16 protein-coding genes and 1 pseudogene are annotated in these 20,877 nt (G+C 62.7%); 10 read left to right on the forward strand and 7 right to left on the reverse strand.

Annotated elements, in window-relative coordinates; all coding sequences use genetic code 11:
- Nucleotides 1-479 precede the first annotated feature (479 nt).
- From nikB to ACT4ML_RS15635, 5 genes are all read left to right on the forward strand, one after another.
- Entirely contained in the window at nucleotides 480-1,430 is a 951-nt protein-coding gene (gene nikB, locus ACT4ML_RS15615; RefSeq protein ID WP_444721940.1) for a nickel ABC transporter permease, read from the forward strand.
- Nucleotides 1,427-2,335 (forward strand): nickel transporter permease, encoded by a 909-nt coding sequence (nikC, locus tag ACT4ML_RS15620; RefSeq protein ID WP_444721693.1) that lies wholly within the window; start codon nucleotides 1,427-1,429, stop codon nucleotides 2,333-2,335. Before nikB ends, nikC begins: the two co-directional genes overlap by 4 nt.
- Before the next feature lie 2 nt (nucleotides 2,336-2,337).
- Nucleotides 2,338-4,404, forward strand: a complete 2,067-nt coding sequence (locus ACT4ML_RS15625) for a dipeptide ABC transporter ATP-binding protein (protein WP_444721694.1) — start codon at nucleotides 2,338-2,340, stop codon at nucleotides 4,402-4,404.
- 13 nt (nucleotides 4,405-4,417) lie between these two features.
- A complete protein-coding gene (locus tag ACT4ML_RS15630; protein ID WP_444721695.1) occupies nucleotides 4,418-5,935 on the forward strand; it encodes an ABC transporter substrate-binding protein in 1,518 nt (505 codons plus the stop codon).
- A gap of 68 nt (nucleotides 5,936-6,003) precedes the next feature.
- Complete coding sequence (locus ACT4ML_RS15635) at nucleotides 6,004-6,183, forward strand: universal stress protein (protein WP_444721941.1); 180 nt, start codon at nucleotides 6,004-6,006, stop codon at nucleotides 6,181-6,183.
- 1,244 nt (nucleotides 6,184-7,427) lie between these two features.
- Here the strand turns inward: ACT4ML_RS15635 and ACT4ML_RS15640 are convergent.
- Entirely contained in the window at nucleotides 7,428-8,183 is a 756-nt protein-coding gene (locus ACT4ML_RS15640) for a pirin family protein (protein ID WP_444721696.1), read from the reverse strand.
- A 202-nt stretch (nucleotides 8,184-8,385) separates the two neighbouring features.
- On the opposite strand from ACT4ML_RS15640, the gene sod reads away from it, so the two are divergent.
- Nucleotides 8,386-8,988, forward strand: a complete 603-nt coding sequence (sod, locus tag ACT4ML_RS15645; RefSeq protein WP_138247208.1) for a superoxide dismutase — start codon at nucleotides 8,386-8,388, stop codon at nucleotides 8,986-8,988.
- A gap of 189 nt (nucleotides 8,989-9,177) precedes the next feature.
- Here the strand turns inward: sod and ACT4ML_RS15650 are convergent, their stop codons facing one another.
- A complete protein-coding gene (locus ACT4ML_RS15650; protein ID WP_444721697.1) occupies nucleotides 9,178-10,134 on the reverse strand; it encodes a DUF7351 domain-containing protein in 957 nt (318 codons plus the stop codon).
- 146 nt (nucleotides 10,135-10,280) lie between these two features.
- Between ACT4ML_RS15650 and ACT4ML_RS15655 the strand changes: the two genes are divergently transcribed.
- Together ACT4ML_RS15655 and ACT4ML_RS15660 are read left to right on the forward strand one after the other, a co-directional pair.
- Complete coding sequence (locus ACT4ML_RS15655) at nucleotides 10,281-10,910, forward strand: TetR/AcrR family transcriptional regulator (RefSeq protein ID WP_444721698.1); 630 nt, start codon at nucleotides 10,281-10,283, stop codon at nucleotides 10,908-10,910.
- A 135-nt stretch (nucleotides 10,911-11,045) separates the two neighbouring features.
- Nucleotides 11,046-12,536 carry an aldehyde dehydrogenase family protein gene (locus tag ACT4ML_RS15660; RefSeq protein ID WP_444721699.1) on the forward strand — a complete coding sequence of 497 codons (1,491 nt, stop codon included), beginning with the start codon at nucleotides 11,046-11,048 and terminating at the stop codon, nucleotides 12,534-12,536.
- A 112-nt stretch (nucleotides 12,537-12,648) separates the two neighbouring features.
- Here ACT4ML_RS15660 and ACT4ML_RS15665 read toward each other — a convergent pair whose 3' ends face one another.
- From ACT4ML_RS15665 to ACT4ML_RS15680, 4 genes are all read right to left on the reverse strand, one after another.
- Complete coding sequence (locus tag ACT4ML_RS15665; protein WP_444721942.1) at nucleotides 12,649-13,287, reverse strand: NAD(P)-dependent oxidoreductase; 639 nt, start codon at nucleotides 13,285-13,287, stop codon at nucleotides 12,649-12,651.
- Between the two features lie 151 nt (nucleotides 13,288-13,438).
- Nucleotides 13,439-13,825 (reverse strand): DoxX family protein, encoded by a 387-nt coding sequence (locus ACT4ML_RS15670; RefSeq protein WP_444721700.1) that lies wholly within the window; start codon nucleotides 13,823-13,825, stop codon nucleotides 13,439-13,441.
- Between the two features lie 214 nt (nucleotides 13,826-14,039).
- Entirely contained in the window at nucleotides 14,040-15,518 is a 1,479-nt protein-coding gene (locus ACT4ML_RS15675; protein WP_444721701.1) for an amidohydrolase family protein, read from the reverse strand.
- Between the two features lie 114 nt (nucleotides 15,519-15,632).
- The gene (locus ACT4ML_RS15680; RefSeq protein WP_444721702.1) at nucleotides 15,633-16,391 is read right to left on the reverse strand and encodes a helix-turn-helix domain-containing protein; all 759 of its coding nucleotides are present in this window, start codon (nucleotides 16,389-16,391) and stop codon (nucleotides 15,633-15,635) included.
- 230 nt (nucleotides 16,392-16,621) lie between these two features.
- Here ACT4ML_RS15680 and ACT4ML_RS15685 point away from each other — a divergent pair.
- Nucleotides 16,622-17,131, forward strand: a pseudogene (locus ACT4ML_RS15685) (IS6 family transposase); the annotation flags it as partial.
- A 385-nt stretch (nucleotides 17,132-17,516) separates the two neighbouring features.
- On the opposite strand, the gene ade reads toward ACT4ML_RS15685, so the two are convergent.
- On the reverse strand, nucleotides 17,517-19,241 hold the full coding sequence (gene ade / locus ACT4ML_RS15690) for an adenine deaminase (protein ID WP_444721703.1): 1,725 nt from the start codon (nucleotides 19,239-19,241) through the stop codon (nucleotides 17,517-17,519).
- Nucleotides 19,242-19,704: 463 nt separating this feature from the next.
- On the opposite strand from ade, the gene ACT4ML_RS15695 reads away from it, so the two are divergent.
- Nucleotides 19,705-20,766 (forward strand): BMP family ABC transporter substrate-binding protein, encoded by a 1,062-nt coding sequence (locus tag ACT4ML_RS15695; RefSeq protein ID WP_444721704.1) that lies wholly within the window; start codon nucleotides 19,705-19,707, stop codon nucleotides 20,764-20,766.
- The last annotated feature ends 111 nt before the right edge of the window (nucleotides 20,767-20,877 follow it).

Here is a 20,877-nt window from a genome sequence, read left to right on the forward strand (position 1 = left end):
TTCGGTGCCGACGAGTTGCTCCACCGTCTCGAACTCGAGGTGGTCGTCAGAGTCCTTTCGAGTTCCGCGGGTGTGAGTGCTCGTCCATGTGGTTTCTGATCCTGTGGCCGACGCTCGTCCAGTAGATCTCGTCGAGTCGCTTTCACTCGAATCACTCGCAGAAACTGTCGGCTGTGAGGATGACTCCATCGAGTCGGACTGAGCGATCACGGCGAAACCCACACCTTTACAACTAAACCTTCAGTACTTCAAACAAGGTTGTATGGTTTGTTCCCCCAACGCTACCCGACCGACTGGCGACGGTCCCCTCTGTAGATCGCCCGGAATCGTGTTCATGGGGCGGCTGACCGCGGCTTTGCGACCGCAACGTAATGCCCACTGTGTCGCTCGAGTGCGATGTCGACGCGGATCCACCGGCCGCGACGACCGCTCGCGGGGACGCGTTCGAGCACGACCGCCTGTGTACGCCCACCACTGAGATGTTGCGTGCCCTCGCTGCCCGACTCGGATCGCTGTCGGCCGTGATGGTCGGCGTCTCGATGATCACGTACGGGTTCGTGTTTCTCACGCCGGGTGATCCGGCGTATACGATCCTCCGAGAGCAACGGCAGAGCCCCCCGTCGGCGTCCGAGGTCGCGACCTTTCGGGCCGAACACGGATTGGACGACCCCTTCCTCGTCCAGTACATTTCGTGGCTCACCGACGCGATTCAGGGCGATCTCGGAACCTCGTACTACCACTCCGAGCCCGTCACCTCGCTGGTGCTCGCACAGTTGCCGAACACGCTCGAACTCGCGCTGGCAGCGACGGCCGTCTCGGTGGTCGTCGCCGTTCCGATGGGCGTGATAAGCGCCGTCCATCACGGCAGCTGGATCGATCGGACCAGCCAGATCGCCGCGTTGATCGGCGTCTCGATGCCGAACTTCTGGCTCGGCTACCTGCTGCTTCTCGTCTGTTCGCTGTGGCTCGGCCTGACGCCCGTCGGCGGCGCGGGGACTCTCAGTCACCTCATATTGCCCGCGATCACGCTCGGCACCGGGATGGCCGCGATCGTTACGCGGCTCGTCCGGATGTCGATGCTCGAGGTCCTCGACGCCGAGTACGTCGATACCGCGCGGTCGAAAGGCGTCCGCGAGCGACTCGTCGTGTACAAACATGCGCTCCGGAACGCCCTCGTGCCCGTCGTGACGATCGTCGGGCTCCAGTTCGGGACGGTGATCAACGGTGCGGTGATCGTCGAGGCCGTCTTCCAGCGCCCCGGGTTGGGAACGCTACTCGTCGATGCCGTCTTCGCCAGAGACTACCCGATCGTTCAGGGCGTCGTTCTGGTGACGGCGGCCGTGTTCGTCGTGACCAACCAACTCGTCGATATCGCGTACGTCGCGCTCGATCCCCGCATCGAACGCGGACGCGGGGGTGAGCGGCCGTGAGCGAACCGCACTCCGAACGCACCCCCGTGAAAACGCGTCTGGCTGGCCTCCTCGAGCGGGGTCGGCGGCTCGTCCTGCGGACGAACACCGCAATCCGGCTGGGCGGCGGGATCGTCGGACTGCTCGCGGTCGTCGCCCTCGTCGGTCCGGCGGTATCGCCGTACGATCCGACGGCGCAGGTGCTCGAGGCCCGGTTGCAGGGGCCATCACTCGCCCATCCGCTCGGGACCGACGCGCTCGGCCGCGACGTGGCCACCCGGCTCGTCTATGGGGCTCGCGTCTCGCTCGCGTTGGCGCTCGGGGCGACGGCCGTCCGTCTCGTGATCGGCACGGCGGTCGGACTGATCGCTGCGACGGGCGGCCGCGTCGTCGACGCCCTCCTGATGCGGTTCGTCGATATCCAACTCGCGTTTCCCGGACTCGTGCTCGCGCTCGTGATCGCCGGCGTTCTCGGTCCGAGCCTTCGAAACGTCGTCGTCGCCCTTTCGGTCGTCGGCTGGGCGTCGTACGCGCGGGTCGTTCGAGGGAGCGTCCTCTCGATCAGAGAGCGACCGTTCGTCCGGTCGGCGAAGCTCTACGGGACGCCGTGGCACCGGCTCGTCCGACGACACCTGTTGCCCCACGTCGCGAGTCCGATAGTGGTCCTCGCGACGCTCAACCTCGGCACCGTCGTGCTCGCGGCCGCTGGACTCTCCTATCTCGGACTCGGTGCCCAACCCCCGACAGCCGAGTGGGGATCGATGATCGCCGCCAGTCGGACCTACCTCCGATCCGCGCCGTGGCTCGTCACCGCACCCGGCGTCGCGATCATGCTGACCGTCATCGGCTTCAACCTCCTCGGCGACGGCCTGCGAGACGCATTGGATCCCGATCATCTCGACGACCACCAACGGAGACGAACGTAACGATGACCAACTCACTCCAGATCGAAGACCTCCACGTCCGGTTTCGTACCCGATCCGACACCGTCCACGCGGTCAACGGCGCGTCGTTCGAAATCGAACCCGGTGAGACCGTCGGTCTCGTCGGCGAAAGCGGCTGCGGGAAGTCGGTTACCGCGCGGTCGATCGTCCGCCTCGAGTCGCCCGGTGAGATCACTGACGGTAGCGTTCGCTACGGTGGCCACGAACTGACGACGGCCGACGACCGGACGCTCCGGCGGCTTCGGGGACGGGAACTCGCGATGGTGTTCCAGGACCCGTCGGCGACGCTGAATCCGGTGTATCCGATCGGCGAACAGATCGCCGAGGCACTGCGGATCCACCGCGAGCCGGATCGCCAGCCGCTCCTCAAAGAGTTAGCGCTCGGGGCGAGTTCCCGGCTCCGATCGACGGCACTCCGGTCGGACGTCCTCGAGCTCATGGAGACCGTCGGCATCCCCCGTCCCGACGAGCGGATCGACGCCTATCCCCACCAGTTCAGCGGCGGCATGCGTCAGCGGGCGATGCTCGCGATCGCGCTCGCCCGCCGGCCGTCCCTGTTGATCGCCGACGAGCCGACGACGGGTCTGGACGCGACGACACAGGCGGCCATTCTCGAGCGACTTGCCGAACTCAACGGCGAACGCGGAATGGGGATGCTGGTGATCAGCCACGACTTCGACGTCGTCTCGGCGCTGTGCGACCGGGTCGTCGTCATGTACGACGGCGTCATCGTCGAACGAGGGCCGACCGACGAGCTCCGATCGGATCCCGCCCACCCCTACACGAAAGCGCTGCTCGAGTGTCTGCCGAGCCGAGCCGAACCCGACTCGCAGCTTCCGACGGTCGAGGGCACGCCGCCGGACGGCACCGCTCCGTCGGCGGGGTGTGCGTTCGCCGATCGCTGCCCGTTCGCGACCGACGACTGTCGCGAGCGGGACCCGCCCGTCGTCTCGGCCGGTCCGGAGCGCACGGTTCGATGCGGCGTGTCCGCGGCGCGGGACGCGTCGCTCGAGTCGGCACACACCCAACGGCGGCCGACGGAGGGAGCGAGCGAGACGCCGGAGCCATCGAACGCGACACCCGATCCGTCGGCGCTGGCCGTCGACGGCGGAACGGCAGCCTCCGCGGTGAACGCGCCGGTCGACTCGGCTGCCGACTCGCCGGCAACTGGCGACGCGGCCGCCGCGTCGGCGACCGATTTCGACGGACGAGACCCCGCCGAGGAGCCCCCACGCTCGAGCGAGCCGGTCGTCGAACTCGAGGGGGTCACGAAGTCGTTCCGCCGATCCGACGCGCTCCTCGACCGCCTCCTCGGATCGGACGACCGGATTCCGGCCGTCGAGGGCGTTTCGCTCGCGCTCTCACCCGGCGAGACCGTCGGGCTCGTCGGCGAGAGCGGCTGTGGTAAGACGACGCTCGCGAAACTGATCGCGGGGCTCGAGGAACCCGACGATGGGGCGGTCAGACTCCGCGGCCAGCGTGTTGGCGGCGTCGACGCGCGGACGAACGCACAGCTCGCCGAGCTCGGTGTCGTCTTCCAACAACCCGGTGCGAGTCTCGATCCGAAGCGGACGGTGGCGCAATCGATCGCGGAACCGCTGCTCGAGGCGGGCTGGTCGAAGTCCCGGCGCAACGACCGCGTCGCCGAGGTGCTCTCGCTGGTCGGCCTCGCCGCTGACTGCGCCGACCGGTATCCGAATCAACTGTCCGGCGGGCAGCGCCAGCGCGTCGCGATCGCCCGCGCGCTCGCACTCGAGCCGTCCGTGCTCGTGTTAGACGAGCCGACCGCCGCCCTCGATATCTCGGTTCAGGCGACGATCCTGAACCTGCTCACCGATCTGCAGGCAGACCTCGACCTCGCGTACCTGTTTATCTCTCACGACCTCGCGGTCGTTCGCCACGTCGCGGATCGGATCGCCGTGATGCACCACGGCCACTTCGTCGAAACGGGGCGCGCTCGCTCGGTCCTCTCGACGCCGTCACACCCCTATACGAAAACGCTGCTGGATGCGATTCCGGCCACCGACGACTTCCCACACAATGACACGTAACGGACGCCGTTCGATGGATCGCCGAACCGCACTGCAAACGACACTCGGAACCGCGACGCTCGCCGTCGCCGGCTGTCTCTCGAGCGAACCCGCCGCGGCCGACTTCCGGATCGGCGGCCCGTGGAAACCGAACCGGGACCCCCTCGACGGCGGCAGCATGCTCCGTCGGCTCGGCATCACCGAGGCACTGGTCGGCGTCGATTACGACGCCGCTCCGGCTCCCGAACTGGCGACCGAGTGGGAGCGACTCGACGACCGGCGATGGGAGTTTACGCTTCGGAACGATGTCGCGTTTCACGACGGAACCGCCGTCGACGCAGCGGCCGTCGTCGCCTCGCTTCGCCGGGCCGTCGACGCCGCCGCGTTCGCGGACGTCCCGATCGAGACCGTCGAAGCGGTCGACGAAACCACCGTCGCCGTGACGACGGCGACGCCGTTCGCTCCGCTGCCGGCACATCTCTCGCGAAACGAAGCGGTGATCCTCAGTCCCGAGGCGATCGACGCGGACGGAGCGGTCACTGACCTGCTCAGCACCGGCCCGTTCGCCGTCGATTCGTTCCAGCCCGAAACGTCGATCCGAACCGTCTCTCACGACTACTACGGGGAGTCGCCCGCCCTCGAGTCCGTTCGCTACGAGGTCGTCGCGGACGAGCAGACGCGCCGGATGAAACTCGAGAACGGCGAACTCGAGATGGCGCGAATTCTCCCCTACGAGATGGTTGACTCGCTCGAGTCGACCGACGGAATCGACGTTTACACGCCGGAAATCCCTCGGGTTCGGTTTCTCACGTTCGACACCGACTCGGAGCCGTTCGCCGACGAACGGGTTCGGCGGGCCGTCTCCCTCGCGATCGACCGGGAGGCGATCACCGAATCGCTCCTCAGTGGGATCTGCAATCCCGCTGTGTCCCCGTTTTCCCCGTCGATCACGGAATGGGCGAACCCGGATCTCGACCGGAATCCGTACGATCCGAGTCGGGCTCGGTCGTTGCTCTCTGACGCCGGGTGGACCGACGGCTCTAGCGGGACCCGAACCCGCGACGGCACGACGCTTTCCGTCGAATTCCTCACGTTCGACGCCAGAAACCTCCCGATAATCGCCGAAGTGATGCAGGACCACCTTGCCGATGTCGGGATCGATGTCGACGTGACGGTCCTCGAGTACAGCGCGATGACTGATCGAGTCGGCCAGCGTTCCTTCGACGCCTATTTCACGTCGTGGGGCACCCTCTGGTACCCCGACCCCGACCGGCTCTCCCAGATGGTCCACTCGAGGGCGGCGACGTTACACCACGGCTACGAGAACGATCGCGTCGATACGCTCCTCGAGGACGCGCGGGCAGTCGACGACAACGCGGCCCGGCGGGAACGCTACCACGAGATCCAGTCGATAATCGCCCACGAAGCTCCGATCGCGGTCATCACCGATTCCACCACCGTCATCGCGACCGCAGCCGAGGTCACCGGATACACCGCTCACCCGACGGAATTGCGATATGGACTCGAGTCGATCTCCCTTCGGAACGAGTAGCGTCGCGAACGAAGTCGTCGTCGAAACGCTCGAGAACGCCGACCTCGAGACGAGATCGACGGTCTGACATCGGGGTCCCGGTCCCGTCGATTCTGGATGTCGCATTCGAGATCGACGCTGAGTACATCGTGAGCGGCGGCAGAAAGCGCTCATCGACCGGCAAGGCGCTGTTCGGGAGCACGACCCAGTTCCGTCCTGTTCGAGGCCGATCGCCCGATTGTGACGGTTATGTCGGATGCCGAGGATAGGGTTGATCCGCTAACTCGAGGCGATCACACCCGAATCGTCGGATGGTCGCCGCCAGCGGGACAGCGAGCTCGTCGCGGATCGCAGTCCTAATCGCGGCGTCGAGTCGGGCATCGGGAACTGATCGGTCGCCGAACGGGACGGTTTCGAGTAACTGGGAATCGGGTAGAAGTTGATAAGGATGTCCCCGAACGTGTTACCCGTCGCGCAACCCGCTGTGCGCGACAGACCGCGATCCAATCAGCCACCTACCAACACCCTACTGTGGCCCCCGACGATGGGCACCCCTCTCCCACCGTCGGCCCTGTCGCTTTGCTCCTCGAGGTATCACGTCACCAGTCCGTCGTCGATCGCTTCTACGCCGTCCTCTGTAATCGCGCGATAGTTCACCCGACTATGGGAATGTCGTTGGGTTGTAACATCTTCCGGGTGTCGCGGTCCCACATTTCCATCCTGCAATCGTCAGTTTGGGTTATTCGAATTGTATAGAAACGAATACGAATTGCGTTCTATCGGAGAATATATACATCCAGAATCAACTCGATCTTCGCTGCTTTCACCGCCATCGGAATCCGTCTTGATGACGTCTCGGCGAGGATATCGCGAAGTATCGACGGTGTATACGACTCATCGAGAAATCCGTACAGGCACGTTCTATGAGGACACCCGCCGCCGAACTGAGTCGGTTTGATGACTCTTTCCACTTTTCTGTCCGGTTACCATGTACCGCGATAATGTGGAACCCGAATCAGTAACTCACCGACCGAAACGTAATTTGGCGATCCGCCAGCACCGATTGTAGACTGTTCCTACGAAGCCACTACGAGTTGCGATCAAATTCCGAGTATCGACTACCTCTCGAGTTGTAGAGTACTATTCGAAGGTGATTGGTTTGGATACATTGTTCTTTCGTTATACCAACTCGAGTGTTGGATCTCACACGATCCTCGAGAGCAGTAATATTCTCTTACCCGTCGGTATAACGTGATTACACGGGTAACTAGCACAGAGAAACACTAATCCGACCGGCTCGTCTTGACACATACTCGCTGTACAGCCATACAGTTGTAAATGCAAGATGTACCATTTGGTCAAAATCGGTTCGAAATCGTCCGGGTTCCGTGCCATCGACTCCCTATAACTGTCGATGTGAGTCGATCGAGCGCGAGGATGTTCGGTCTCAGGAAGGACGAGAACCCACGAACGAGATCACAGAAGATCCGTCGAAAGAGTGTCCGACGGATGCTCAGAAGACGAACGGGCCTTGCTGGCGAATCGGCTCCTCGTGTGGCAGGCCGGAGACGGCGACGAGACGGAACGGGCCGTCGCTGTCGTTCTCGACGACGACGTCTCGAGTGTCCGTGACGGGGAGAACGTCGCCCTCGTCGAAGTCGCTTCCGTCGACGGATCCCGATCCGGAGACACCGTAGAGAAAGCCGGACCAGCCGTCGGGCAGCGTCCACGTCCACGTATCGGCGACGTGGACATCTAGGTACTCCATCTCCGTGTGGAGATCGATCGGCGAGCCGTCGCCGACGACGGTGGTCACGGTCGCGCCGTCGAACTCTGCGGTGGGGAGTTCCGCCGCCGACGCGTCGACGTAGTCCGGGTCCGCTTCCTTGTCGTCGCGCGGGAGGTTCACCCAGAGTTGAAGGCCGTTACAGGCCGCGCCGTCCGCGGGAAACTCGGAGTGTTGGATCCCGCTGCCGGTCGTGATACGCATGGCATCGTTCTCGTAGGCGGTGTGCTCGACGCCCAGCGAATCCTCGTGGTCCATCCCGCCCTCGATCATGTACGAGACGATCTCGAAGCCCTTGTGGGCGTGCATCGGGAAGCCTTTGTCCGGATCGATATAGAAGCGCTCGAACAGAACGAACGGGTCGAGGTTCGACGGGTAGTCGTTCGTCGGGAACGCGCGGTTCGAGTTGACGCCCGTCCCGTGTCGGACGAGTTGGCCCGGAATCGGTTCGTCACGACTCTGCCCGGTCTCATCTGTTGTCATATGCGATCCGAGGCTCTCACTCCTGATAAGCATCTCGTATGCGGAATCTTGATCCCGTCACTGACGAGACAGTGTCTCGTCCGCATCGGTCCACACAAGGTGTACTTAGCCTGCAACGGGCGATACGGAATACCAGTCCGATTACTTGAACACGATACAGAGAACGTTCATATTTGCGGCGTGTGTTGCCCTACTCGGAAACATGAGCGACTACGAACTACCGCCGCTGCCGTACGACTACGACGCGCTCGAGCCGGCACTGTCCGAACAGGTACTGACCTGGCATCACGACACGCACCATCAGGGCTACGTCAACGGCTGGAACGCGGCCGAAGAGACGCTCGAGGAGAACCGCGAGGAAGGCGACTTCTCCTCCTCCGCGGGTGCGCTCCGCAACGTTACCCACAACGGTTCCGGACACGTTCTTCACACCCTCTTCTGGGAGTCCATGAGCCCCGAGGGCGGCGACGAGCCCGAGGGCGACCTCGCCGACCGCATCGCGGAGGACTTCGGCTCCTACGAGGCCTGGAAGGGCGAATTCGAGGCCGCCGCGTCCGCCGCTGGCGGTTGGGCGCTGCTCGTCTACGACAGCCACAGCGAGCAACTGCGAAACGTCGTCGTTGACAAGCACGACCAAGGTGCGCTCTGGGGGAGCCACCCGATCCTGGCGCTGGACGTCTGGGAACACTCCTACTACCACGATTACGGGCCGGCCCGCGGCGACTTCGTCGAGAGCTTCTTCGATGTCGTCGACTGGGAGGAACCCTCGAGTCGCTACCAAGCGGCCGTCGAACGCTTCGAATAGCGGCCACGCGCGACGATCGCGCGATTCTCGGCCCGCTGAGGCCCCCATCAGGGCATTGATGGGTGCCGTGGGTTTGTCGTCCGCTGGTCGACTGCGGACGTTTCTGTAATCGAGTACAGTCGAGTCTGGGAGTTGTCTTCCCGTCCATACGCGACACGTCTGCTCGAGGACCGACCCCCGCTGAGCGCGCTATTCGGGGAGTTGCTCGACGACGGCGGTGTCGACGACGGAGACGGAATCGTCGAGGAGGACCTGCAGTTCGTCGTCCCCGCAGGGGATGGTCACCCGGACGCGCAGCGGATCCGTTTCGGTGACCGTCGTCCGGCGATCGCTCACGCACCAGTCGAAGTGCCAGAAGGGTTCGGTGTTTACGTCGACGCCGCGCTCGGAGTGGAAGACGAGGACCTCGGCGTTGTCGAGGAGGGTGACGCCGACCGTCGACTGGAGCCGATAGCTACAGCGCTGGCAGACGTGCTCGACGGCCACATCGAGGTCCGAATCGTCGGGATCGCGGACGAGGTCGGTCTCGACCGGGCCGGTACACTCGGGGCAGACGCCGTCGGCGGCGAGACAGTAGTGGTGGCGGACGTAGTGGTGGAACGCTTGGAGGAGGTCGTCCGTCGTGCGATCGTCGAGTCCGCCCGAGGGGAAGGGATAGCTCACTTGGATGGTACCGCAGTCGGTACAGCCGATGGTGAGGGTGTCGTCGACGTACCAGCCGTGCAGGGGGCCGTCGCAGGCGTAACAGGAACCGGTGGCGGGGAAGAAGCCCAGTTGGGCCCGCTCAGTGAGCGTTCCGGTGAAGATGGAACTGACGACTTTCCGCCCGGGATAGCGGAACGCGTAGCCGTCGTCGCTCTGCTTGATGAAGTGGCCGGTAAGCTTCTGGAGATGGTAGTTGAAGTTCGCGCTGTCCGCGATGTCCACCCGCTCGAAGAGTTCCGTGAAGCGGACGGGAGCGTCGTCGGCACCGAGCTCGAGGAGCGCACGGAGGATCTCGACGCGCGTGTCGTTCCCGAGGACGGCGAAGACGTCCGCGGGGACCATCTCTGACTCCGTCCGGGCGACCGGTTTGACGCCGCCGTCGCGGTCGATATCCCCCTCTGCCCCCGTCCCGGCGTCGGCGGTTCGGTCGAACTGGCTCATGGATACGAGTTCGTTGACCGACCGGTAAAGGATATCGGAACGCGTTCCGTGCCCCGGCGGGATCAGTCGTCCGGAACGCTATCTCAGAGCGTCGACTCGAGTGCAGTCCCGGTGCGCTAATAAGGCGCTCGCTCGTACCGGCCGGTATGCCCTCGACGCACGAATCGGACTCGTCTCTCGAGACTCGAGAGGCGATCATGGAGGCGACGTTCCGAGCCCTCAGTAAGCACGGGTCGACGGACCTGCGCGTGCGGGATATCGGTGCGGAGTTCGATAAGAGCCGCACGCTCATCCACTACCACTTCGACGGGAAGCACGATCTCATCTCCTCTTTTCTCGAGTACCTCGTCGAGCAGTACGAGGACCAACCCGACGTGGACGAAACGGCGGATCCGTGGGAGGCGTTGCACGTTCGTATCGAACAGTGTCTCTTCGGGCCCGACCTCGGCGCGGAGTTCGACCACTGGGAGCGCATGAAAGTCTACCACGAACTCTTCTCGCAGGCCCAGCACAACGACCGCCATCGCGAGGCGTTCAACGAACATTACGACGAAATCCGGGAAAACATCGCGCGGGTGCTTCGCATCGGCATCGAGCAGGGCGAATTTCGCGAGGTCGATGTCGCGGACATGGCACAGCTCATTACGGACGTCATCCACGCCGCACGGGCCAGAAAAATCTCTCTCGGCCACGACGACGCCCCGGAACAGGCCCTGCGTGCGGTCGACGAGTTCGTTCTCCCCGCGCTTCGCCCGCAACCCTCTTTAGACGACTGAGCGCGATCCTGCCCATCTTCGGCTGCCGGTCTCAGCTCACTCGTTGCGAACGACCTACTGTCTACTCGCTGTGAACCGGCACGGATTTCTCCGTTCCCGCCCCTTTTACGCGATTAGACCATTTGGTAAAATACGATGCCAGACGAGATACTACTCGACGATACGTGGGACGAACTGTACATCGACGGCGACTGGACCTCGAGCGAGAGCGGTGAAACGATCGCCGTCGAGGATCCGTCTACTCGCGACGTAATCACTGAGGTATCCGCTGCAACCGAAGCGGATGTCGACGCCGCGTACGAGGCCGCGGCCGAGGCACAAACGGAGTGGGCGGACCAACCGCCCGCGCGTCGGCAGGACGTTATCGAACAGTTTCAGCAGGCGATCCGCACTCACCGGGACGAAATCATCGACCTACTGGCGGCCGAAGTCGGCGGCTCGCGTATCATGGGCGAGACGTCGATCCAGATCGCGACCGATCACGCGAGCGAGGCCGCGACGCTCCCGCGCCGGATGAAAGGCGAACACGCCGCCTCTAACATCCCCGGGAAGGAAAACCTCGTCCAGCGCGAGGCCAAGGGCGTCGTCACGGTCATTTCGCCGTGGAACTTCCCGCTGAACCTCTCGATGCGGGCCGTCGCACCCGCCATCGCCGCCGGGAACAGCGTCGTTCTCAAGCCCTCGACGAACTCCCCCATTACCGGCGGTCTCCTCTTCGCCAAACTCCTCGAGGAGACCGACCTCCCCGACGGCGTAGTCAACGTCGTCACGGGTCGCGGTTCCGACATCGGCGACCGGGTCGCCGGCCATCCCGAGAGCGACGTGGTCGCCTTTACCGGTTCGACCGAAGTCGGCCAGCACGTCGCCAGCCTCGCCGGGGAGAACCTCGCCGTCCCCGCGATGGAACTCGGCGGCAACAACGCTCACGTCGTCACCGCCGACGCCGACCTCGACCGCGCCATCGACGGTGCGACGTTCGGTTCGTTCGTCCATCAGGGGCAGGTCTGTATCAGTATCAATCGCCATATCGTCCACGAGGACATCTACGACGAGTACGTCGAGCGCCTGACCGAGCGTGCAGCGTCGCTCCCGGCCGGCAGCGCACACGACGAGGACATGGTCGTCGGGCCGATCATCGACGAGGGCCAGCGCGACGAGATGCTCGGCTACGTCGAGGAGACCGTCGACGCGGGTGCGACCCTCGAGACCGGCGGCGAAACCGTTCCCCTCGACGGCGTCGAGGACTCCCTCGTCGTCGCGCCGACCGTCCTCTCCGACGTCACGAACGACATGGCCGCCGCGTGCAACGAGCACTTCGGCCCGATCGCCCCGGTCATCCCGTTCTCGGATGTCGACGAGGCCGTCGCCCTTGCGAACGACACGGAATTCGGCCTCTCTGGCGCAGTCCACGCCGGCGACCTCGAGGTCGCGAAGGATATCGCCGATCGGATGGAAACGGGGAACGTCCACATCAACGACCAGCCGATCAACGACGAGGCGCACGTCCCCTTCAGTGGAATCGGAGCCTCCGGCATGGGAACGTACAACAGCGACGCGTTCCTCCACGAAATCACCGAGACGAAGTGGATCTCCATCCAGCACGACGCTCGAGACTACCCCTTCTGATCCCGTTCTGATCGACGGCTGACGACCGCGGCGTCTCCGCGGGTCAGTCGTCGCGCTCGGCCGCGAGACTCTCTTTCAGCGTCAAACGAATTCCTCCCGCGATTGCAACCGATCAGTACCCGGTCCCGAGGTAGGTATGCACCGCGTTCGCCTCCTCGAGTTCGTCGGCGAAGGCGATCGCGAAGTCTTCCATCGTGATGTAGCTGTCTCCCTCTTCGTCGGCGACGAGTTCTCCCGCGGCGGTTCGATACTCCCCGGTTCGCTCGCCGGGCTCGATCATCGCGGCCGGCGCGAGATAGGTCCACTCGAGGTCGTCAGCATCGTTGAGGATATCGAAGGCGTCGATCGCGGCTCGCGCGACCGGTTCCCACTCCTCGGGGAAGTCATCGCTCTCGATGAGTCGCGTTTCGGGGCCGATATGGAGCCCGCCGGCACCCCCGGTCCAGACGAGTCGGTCGACCGACGCGCGTCGCAGTCCTTCGATGGCGGACTCCATCATCTCCGTGAGGATCTCGGGGGACTCGTCGTCGGATGGCCCGAGCGCGGACGCGACCGCGTCGTGACCGGTCGCGAGTTTCGCGATATCGTCAGGCTCGGTCGCGTCACCGGAAATCGCGACCAGATCGGGGTCGTCGAGGCCCTCGATCGTCCCGCTGCGCGAGACGCCGGTCACTCGGTGTCCCCGGTCGAGCAACTCGTCCGCGATTCGGTTGCCGATACGCCCGCTCGCGCCCAACAGCAAGATATCCATGGATTCGCTCATCGCGTGCTACTAGCGCCGAGCACGCAATAGCCCTTTCCCAACCAGATTCCCTTGCGGGTTTCGGCGGGACGAGACTCGAGAAAGAGGGGTGTGAATCGATCGGATCGTCTCGGCTATCGTCGCTGGTACGCGGACGCCGTTACTCTCGGTTCGCTCGCCGGAAGAAGGCGATCGCGGCACCGAGCAGCGTCAGGTTCTGGAGGAACGAGGTGAGTTCCTCGTCGCGCGATTCCGAATCGACGGCCCAGAAGTCGTGCATGACCGGCGTGACTCCCGCGAAGAACGTCGCGATGCTTGCCGCGGAGAGCTTCGGCGATTTCCAGAAGCCGATACCGATGCTCCCGCCGAGCAGGAGTCCGCTCGAGGCCGGGACGAGCGTCTCCGCGAACGGAACGCCCTTGGCGTCCGCGTAGGCGATGCGCCCGTCGAGATTCGTCAGGTTGCGAACCGCAAGTAGTGCGAGCCCACCCGCAAAGAGGAGTCGGCCGAACCGAGACGGCGTGCTATCGTCCGTCGTTTCAGACATCACTGGATTCGATGAATCCCGCAGAGTTAACTCTTCTTTTCTCGAGCCGACTGTAGCGATTTCGATTGCCAAGAAATGTTCACTATCCCGGAAATCTATGCCGCGTTCCCCCGGTCCACTGGGAACCATACCCAACGGCGAGACCGGTGTCGGTGATACCGAGCCGTTGGACCCCCGATTCGGAGCGGAATCGGTGGGATGGGGATTCCGCCGGTTACCGGAGCCCGCTTTCCCGGAGAATCCGCCGGCCCGACTCCACGAGTCGGTCGCGGTGCTTCCGCGCCGTCTCGTTGTACAGGTCGCCGTCTCGTTTGACGATTTCGCCGTCGACGAGCACGGTATCAACGTTCGCGACGCCCGCTTGGAAGACGACCGTCTCGACCGGATCGTGGACCGGCGACGTGTTGATATCGTCCGTCCGAATCAGCGTGATGTCCGCCCGCTTGCCCGGCGTCAGCGAGCCGATCTCGTCCTCGAGGCCGAGCGCTCGGGCCCCGTCGATCGTCGCGAGCTCGAGTGCACGTTTGGCGGGCAGCGAGACCGTCTCGATCTGTTCGTTTCGCTCGACGGTCGGCTGGTTGTCGAGTGCTCGTTGGACCTGTAGTGCCATCCGCGTCTGGGTGAACAGGTCGCCGCTCACGTTCGAAACGATGTCGACACCGACCGACGGAATCCCGCCGCCATCGATGGTCTCTCGGAGCGCCGGCATCCCCATGCCCATCTGCATCTCGACCTCGGGAGTGGTCGACACCGACCCGCCGGAGTCGCCGATGAGCTCGAATTCGTCTTCGGTGAGGCGGTTCGCGTGGACGTAATTGAGATCGTCGCCGAGGAGACCGAGTTCGTCGAGCGTTTCCACGCCGCCCGGGCCGAGCGACCCGATGTGCATCGAGGCCGGAATCCCGAGTTCGCGAGCGAGTTCGATATCCTGCGTGACGACTTCGTCCGTCGAGTAGTCCGGGCCGCGGATCCCCATTGCAAGGGTGAGTCGCTCGTCGTCGGTGGGGAACCGTTCACGGTGCAGTCGACGGATATCGTCCAGGTGGGGCTCCGTGCTGTTTTCCCACCACGTCGCGCTGTCGTCGCCCGGCGGCCCGTGTGCGAACACCGCCCGGATACCGGCGTCCTCGAGGCCGTCTATCGCGCGGTTGGTGTGACCCGGCGAGTTCGCGATGTGGAACCAATCCAGGATCGTCGTCGTCCCGGCGTTGAGTTGATCGACGGCACCGAAGAGGTTGCCCAGATACGCGTCGACGGGCCGGTAGTGACTGCTGATCTCGCCGAGCATCGTGTCCAGGTACTCGGAGAACGACCAGTCCCCCGCCACGCCCCGAACGCCCGCTTGCCACGTGTGGAGATGGGAATTGACGAATCCCGGAATGACGATCGCATCGCTGGCGTCGATGACGTGGGCGTCCGTCTCGTCGATAGATCGCTCGATCCGCTCGATCGTTCCATCCACGACGAGAACGTCGCTATCGCGGCGGACGCCGATATCCGAATCGACGGGGACGATCGTCCCGTCTTTGATCACGATTCGACCGTTTGAGTCGCCGTCTGAATCGACGGTCCCCGATCTATCGGCCGCTTCGGCACTCCCGAGCGAAGCGAACGACAGTGCCGTCGCACTGCCGAGTTTGAGGTAGTTCCGCCTCGATACGTCGGAGCCGTCAGCGTCGCTCGTTCGTCTCATGGGCTCTGCGAATCATCGTTCAGGGCGGGACGGAATAGAATTTGATTCGGAACATACCAACACTCCTCGTCGATCGTTCATATCACGCTCCGCAAACAGCGAGGACCGCGTCCGTCACTCGTCGCCCGCGATCCCTGCGGATTCCGACCGATCTGGCGGCTCGTTCGAGAGGAATGTCGTCGCGAGCCACGCTTCGGCGCGTGTCACGCGGTACTGGAGCGTCGAAATCGGAATCCCTTCGGCGTCGGCGATCTCCTGTAATGAGCACCGGCGGGGCGTCTCGTAGTAGCCGTATTCGACGACCAACTCGAGCGCCTCACGCTGTGCGTACGGCAGATCGGCACCGGATGCGCGGCCGGTCTGCCACGTGGGCGATTGCTCGAGTCGCTCGAACTCGAGCGTGAGCCCCTCGCGAAGGTGTTCCTCGAGGGCGTCGTAAATCGGACTCAGAGACGCCTCGTCGTCCGTGAGGAGCCGCCATCTGTACTCGTTTCCGTACTGTTCGGCTCGACACAACATGCCATCTCCGAGGGAGTCGGCCGCGAGATACGGAATCGATCGACACCCGTCGCCTTCGGACTGTCGAGAATAGATGAGCCGACTCGTCGGCTCTCGAGAGAGCACTTCGTACGTCAAGTCGAGTTGACAGCCGCCCATCCCTTGGAGATTAGTACACCGTTCCAGTTTCTCGAGCCGTCGATCGTACGCCACGAGGGCTTCTCGCGGCCCCGTCACTTCGTCTACTCTCCACATGGTATCAGTAGTTGCCTGACACGAAACCGTTCGGGAGTAGAGCCCGGACTGATCGATGAAGACGTCCATCATGTCATCCACTCCCCGCTCGTAGGAGACGGTAAAAGCGAACTCCTGCATGGTCGGTCCTTCGGGCGGTATTCCCATGAAGCCCGTGGGAAATTCGCTCGGACGACGTGTGCTGGCGTTCCATCGTCGAGGGTGAAAGCAGATGTCCCTCCGGGGCTGGCTCCTCCTCAAACACGTTGAGGGCTGCCCGGTAAGACACCCATCGAGATCGTATCAGATCTGCGGAACTTACTTCCGAATATTGTGAGTAACTGGCCTACGTTCCCTGTGACTTCAATCGGATGGAGCTCGGTATTCGACTCCATCTTGCAAACATTCCTATTTGAATACCGTTCGAAAATTAGAGAGGTACGGTATCAAACGTAGTCGCAAGGCAGTCCATGACTTGGCTCACAAGTGCGATCTACAGCCAGCAGATGACGAGAATCCGAATCACGTTGCACTTGACGAGACGGTGATTCAACTCGACGAACACCGTTATTGGCTGTACACTGCGGTTGGTCCGCAAACGAACAAAATCCTCCATATGAAGCTGTATACAACGACTACGACCGCGCTCAGAGCGATTCCTGCAGGAACTTTCGGAGAAATATGATCTCGACGATACTGTATTTCTCGTCGATGGAGCAAAACATCTCCAGACTGCACTCCGTCGATCTGGGATCCGATTCCGATACGAAAAACAGGGAACTCGGAACGCTGCTGAACATGTATTTTGTGGAATACAACATCGAACCTCTTCGTTCTCAAACTGTTTTAGTTACGCACAACCGTCAACAGCTGAATCGTGACTCCAAGCCTTCGCTGTCTGGCACAATGCTACAAACTAAACACGACCCTCCGTCGCAACCAAACTAGGGGCGACGGAGGCGTACCCTTGAGCGTGCGCTTGCACAGCGGGATGTGGAACGTGAACAGGGGTTATTCTCTATTCTCCTGTCACTGTTCGTGGCCAGAACGGGAGTCCATGCTGAGTCCCACCTCTTTAGCGGTGAGTAGCTCGAGAGAGCGATCAACGTTGAGAAAGCGAAGAATCGCTTCTGTCTCGAAGCGGATACCCTGACGGGCGTCGCCGTCCGCTCGCTTCCCCACGATTCTTCTAAACAGTGTCTATTGGAGTGGCTGAAGACGGTATCAGATCGTGACCTACACTTCGAGCGGACATTCGCGGTGTCGTTACTCGAGTATCACGTCGGTGTACTCGAAGGCCGCGATATCGACCAGCCCGTTGGTTGTCAATCGAAGTTCCGGGATGACCTCGAGTGCGAGGAAGGTCAACGTGTGAACGCCGCCCTCATGGTCGAGACCCAGTGCCCGTGCCTGTGACTGGACTGTCTCGAACTGTTCGTTAACTACCGCCAGCGGTTCGTCAGACATGAGGCCGCCGACGGGGAGCTCGAGCGTCTCGATCGTATCGGTCGTCGGATCGTAGGCCGCCACGCCGCCGCCGACTTCGCCGAGATGGTTTGCGACGGCGGCCATCGGGTCAAAGGCGGCGCCTACCACGAGACAGTTGTGCGCGTCGTGCGCGACGGTTACACCGACGGCACCGCGGTCGAGGCCGAGCCCGTGGACGAAGCCGTTACCGATGTTGCCCGACCCGCCGTGACGCTCGATGACCGATATTGCGGCCACATCCGCTGTCGGGTCCGGAACGACGATGTCAGTGTCGCTGCGGGATTCGACTGGGAGATTCTGTTCCATACGCTTGGTCTGGATCCGTCCCACAGCGTCGATCACCTGCACGCGGGCGGGGCCGGAACCGGCGTATTCAAGTGCCAGTTCTGCCGGCTCAACACGGTCGAACGCGACGGTGTCGGTTTCCACAGCAGTCTCCGGCGGCGCTTCGAGAGACGGATCGACGACGCCGTCGACGACCACGTGTTCGACGTCCCACGCCGCGAGGTCGTCGAGGAGCGCCAGATCGGCCGGTGCGCCGGGTGCGACGCGACCGAACGGAACACCGTAGCTCTCCGCAGTGTTGATCGTTGCAAGTTGAATCGCTTCGACCGGATCGATCCCATCTTCGATCGCTCGTCTGACGGCGAAGTCGACGCTTCCCAACTCCATCAGTTCGCTTACGTCGCGGTCGTCGCTACACAGCGAGAGTCGACGGCTGTCGACATCCGAGCGGTTTACGAGCCCGATCAGTCGGTCGAGGTTCTTGCTACAGGATCCTTCGCGGATGTAGACGCGCATTCCGGCGTTCAACTTCTCGAGCGCCTCGGCCTCGGTCACGCTCTCGTGGTCGGTGTCGAGATACTGAGCCACTGACTGCAACTCGGAGCCGGTCACGCGGGGGGCGTGCCCGTCGACCGTGAGCCCGCGCTCGCGGGCAGCCTCGATCTTGTCGTGGATCGCCTCCTCGCCCGCGAGAACGCCTGGAACGTTCATGACCTCGCCGAGTGCGATCACCCGCTCGTCGCCGAGCAGGTCCTCGACGGCCGCAGCGTCGAGCGTTGCGCCGCCGTCCTGTAGGTGTGAAGCCGGGACCGAAGAGGGAGCAGTGAACCGAATCTTTAGCGGCGTGTGTGCGGCGTCTTTGATCATCCCACGGACGCCGGCCAGTCCACAGACGTTTGCGATCTCGTGGGGGTCTGCAACGACACTGGTGACGCCGCGGTCCAGCACGGCGTTGCCGTAGTGGGCCGCAGTCACCATCGACGACTCGATGTGCATGTGCGCATCGATGAGCCCCGGAGCGATGTACTCGGCTTCAATCTCGCGGTTCGCTGGCCGATCGGCGAGAGCGACGATCTCTCCGTCGTCGACGGCGACCGTCGTCTCCCGCAGCGTGCCGTTGAGAACGTCGACTAGCGTCCCACTGATCGTCAGATCGACGGTGTCAGTGCGGGTCATCGCGATCGATCCCCACGGGCAGTGGTTCGCTGCTGTGTCCATCCCAGCCGACTCCCGATCGCTGATTGAATATGTCGCAGTTGCGGTGATAAAGGAAAACGCACGTTTTCGTTTGTACGATATAGCTCGTTACACATATAGATATGGGGCAGGAATACGGTTCACTACCGTAAAAGTCAATTGGACCGGGCCGGGGATCGATTACGGTTTCAGTTTCCGTGCGTTCTCGCGTGCTTCTTGGAAATTCCGCGCTCCATCTCCGATCGCTCGGCCTGACTGCGATACCATCTCACACCGAACAGTTTCTCGCGAGTTGGTAGAAGTAGCACTAACAATAGGTGGTTGTGGATAGTTTCAAATTATCTCCCAAACTGGGCGGTCCTTATTATTATCTGTACGATTGATTGTGAACTGTGGCGAATACTGACTGTAAGATTGGTTTTATTGGTGTTAGTTCGTTATGTGGTGTCGTATGTCGAAGAGAAGTGACGACTCACGCAGAACAGTGTCGAGACGACAGTTGCTGGCGAGCACCGGGGTCACTGGGCTCGGAATGGCTGCCGGCTGTCTCAGCGAGGATAGCAGCAGCGACGCCGGACTCTCTGCCGCCTGGATCTACTTCGCCGAGGCGGACGATCAGGGTTGGACGTCGTCGCACGACGCAGGTCGGCAGGCGACCGCAGACGAACTGGACGACTTCGAGGATGATTACGTCGAGAGCGTCGACGCCTCCGATGTCGAACAGACGGCCAGCCAGTTCGCCGAAGACGGCTTCGATGTCGTGTTCGGTCTGAGTGCGAGTTTCACCGATCCGATGGCTGCCGCCTCGGAGGAGTATCCCGATACCGCCTTCGAGGTCGCTTCAGGAATTGATACCGGCGAAAATTACGGTGCGTTCCACGAAAAATTGTACCACGCACGATACTTGGTCGGCTATGCGGCGGGCATGCTCACCGAGAACGACAACATCGGCTACGTCGCGGCCAATCCGGTGTCGACGGTTTACCAGGAAATCAACGGCTTCGCTTCCGGTGTCGCCGATGCCAACGGCGATGCGACGGTGTACGTTCGGTGGACGAACAGCTGGTACGACCCGGCGACGGAAGGCGAAAACGCGCAGGCGCTCATCGACGACGAGGATGTCGATGTCATGGCCCAGCACCAGGACTCACCATCCGTTCTCGAGACGGCAGCGGAAAATGATATCTGGGCATCGGGATACGCGGAGTCCGCGCCGGACGCTGCGGGTGACAACTACCTGATGACCCCCGTCTTCAACTGGGAAGTCGTCTACATGCAGATCATCGAACAGGCCCGTGCCGGCGAGTGGGAGGCCGGATATACGTTCCCGGGAATCGCGGACGGGGCCGTCGATATCAGCGACCCCGGATCGGAAGTGCCCGACGAAGTCGTCGAGGAAGTCACGAGCATCAAAGAGGACATGGAGTCAGGCGACGCCGACGACATCGTCTGGAGCGGCACGCCGTACGAAGACTGGTCCGAAGAGGAAGTCCTGTTCGACTCGAGTTCATTCGAAATGGACAATATCGACGGTCAGGAACTGTAGCAACGGAAGAAACGGAATTTTTAATTCGGTCGTTATCCGTCAGTTCCAGCGCGACCACGATGTCTGCGGTCGCGTCGGGAACCCGGTACAACACGTCCGACAGAGTCGACA

It is taken from the genome of Natrinema sp. LN54 (genome assembly GCF_052439245.1).
In the GTDB taxonomy this organism is placed as follows: Archaea; Halobacteriota; Halobacteria; order Halobacteriales; family Natrialbaceae; genus Natrinema; species Natrinema versiforme_A.

What these genes read in the sequence shown, in the direction of transcription:
- ACT4ML_RS15625 (WP_444721694.1), top strand. Translation starts at nt 2,338, where the DNA reads ATGACCAACTCACTCCAGATCGAAGACCTCCACGTCCGGTTTCGTACC.
- nikB (WP_444721940.1), top strand. Translation starts at nt 480, where the DNA reads ATGTTGCGTGCCCTCGCTGCCCGACTCGGATCGCTGTCGGCCGTGATG.
- ACT4ML_RS15655 (WP_444721698.1), top strand. Translation starts at nt 10,281, where the DNA reads ATGCCCTCGACGCACGAATCGGACTCGTCTCTCGAGACTCGAGAGGCG.
- sod (WP_138247208.1), top strand. Translation starts at nt 8,386, where the DNA reads ATGAGCGACTACGAACTACCGCCGCTGCCGTACGACTACGACGCGCTC.
- ACT4ML_RS15675 (WP_444721701.1), bottom strand. Translation starts at nt 15,518, where the DNA reads ATGAGACGAACGAGCGACGCTGACGGCTCCGACGTATCGAGGCGGAAC.
- ACT4ML_RS15660 (WP_444721699.1), top strand. Translation starts at nt 11,046, where the DNA reads ATGCCAGACGAGATACTACTCGACGATACGTGGGACGAACTGTACATC.
- ACT4ML_RS15630 (WP_444721695.1), top strand. Translation starts at nt 4,418, where the DNA reads ATGGATCGCCGAACCGCACTGCAAACGACACTCGGAACCGCGACGCTC.
- ade (WP_444721703.1), bottom strand. Translation starts at nt 19,241, where the DNA reads ATGGACACAGCAGCGAACCACTGCCCGTGGGGATCGATCGCGATGACC.
- ACT4ML_RS15680 (WP_444721702.1), bottom strand. Translation starts at nt 16,391, where the DNA reads ATGCAGGAGTTCGCTTTTACCGTCTCCTACGAGCGGGGAGTGGATGAC.
- ACT4ML_RS15665 (WP_444721942.1), bottom strand. Translation starts at nt 13,287, where the DNA reads ATGGATATCTTGCTGTTGGGCGCGAGCGGGCGTATCGGCAACCGAATC.
- ACT4ML_RS15640 (WP_444721696.1), bottom strand. Translation starts at nt 8,183, where the DNA reads ATGACAACAGATGAGACCGGGCAGAGTCGTGACGAACCGATTCCGGGC.
- ACT4ML_RS15650 (WP_444721697.1), bottom strand. Translation starts at nt 10,134, where the DNA reads ATGAGCCAGTTCGACCGAACCGCCGACGCCGGGACGGGGGCAGAGGGG.
- ACT4ML_RS15670 (WP_444721700.1), bottom strand. Translation starts at nt 13,825, where the DNA reads ATGTCTGAAACGACGGACGATAGCACGCCGTCTCGGTTCGGCCGACTC.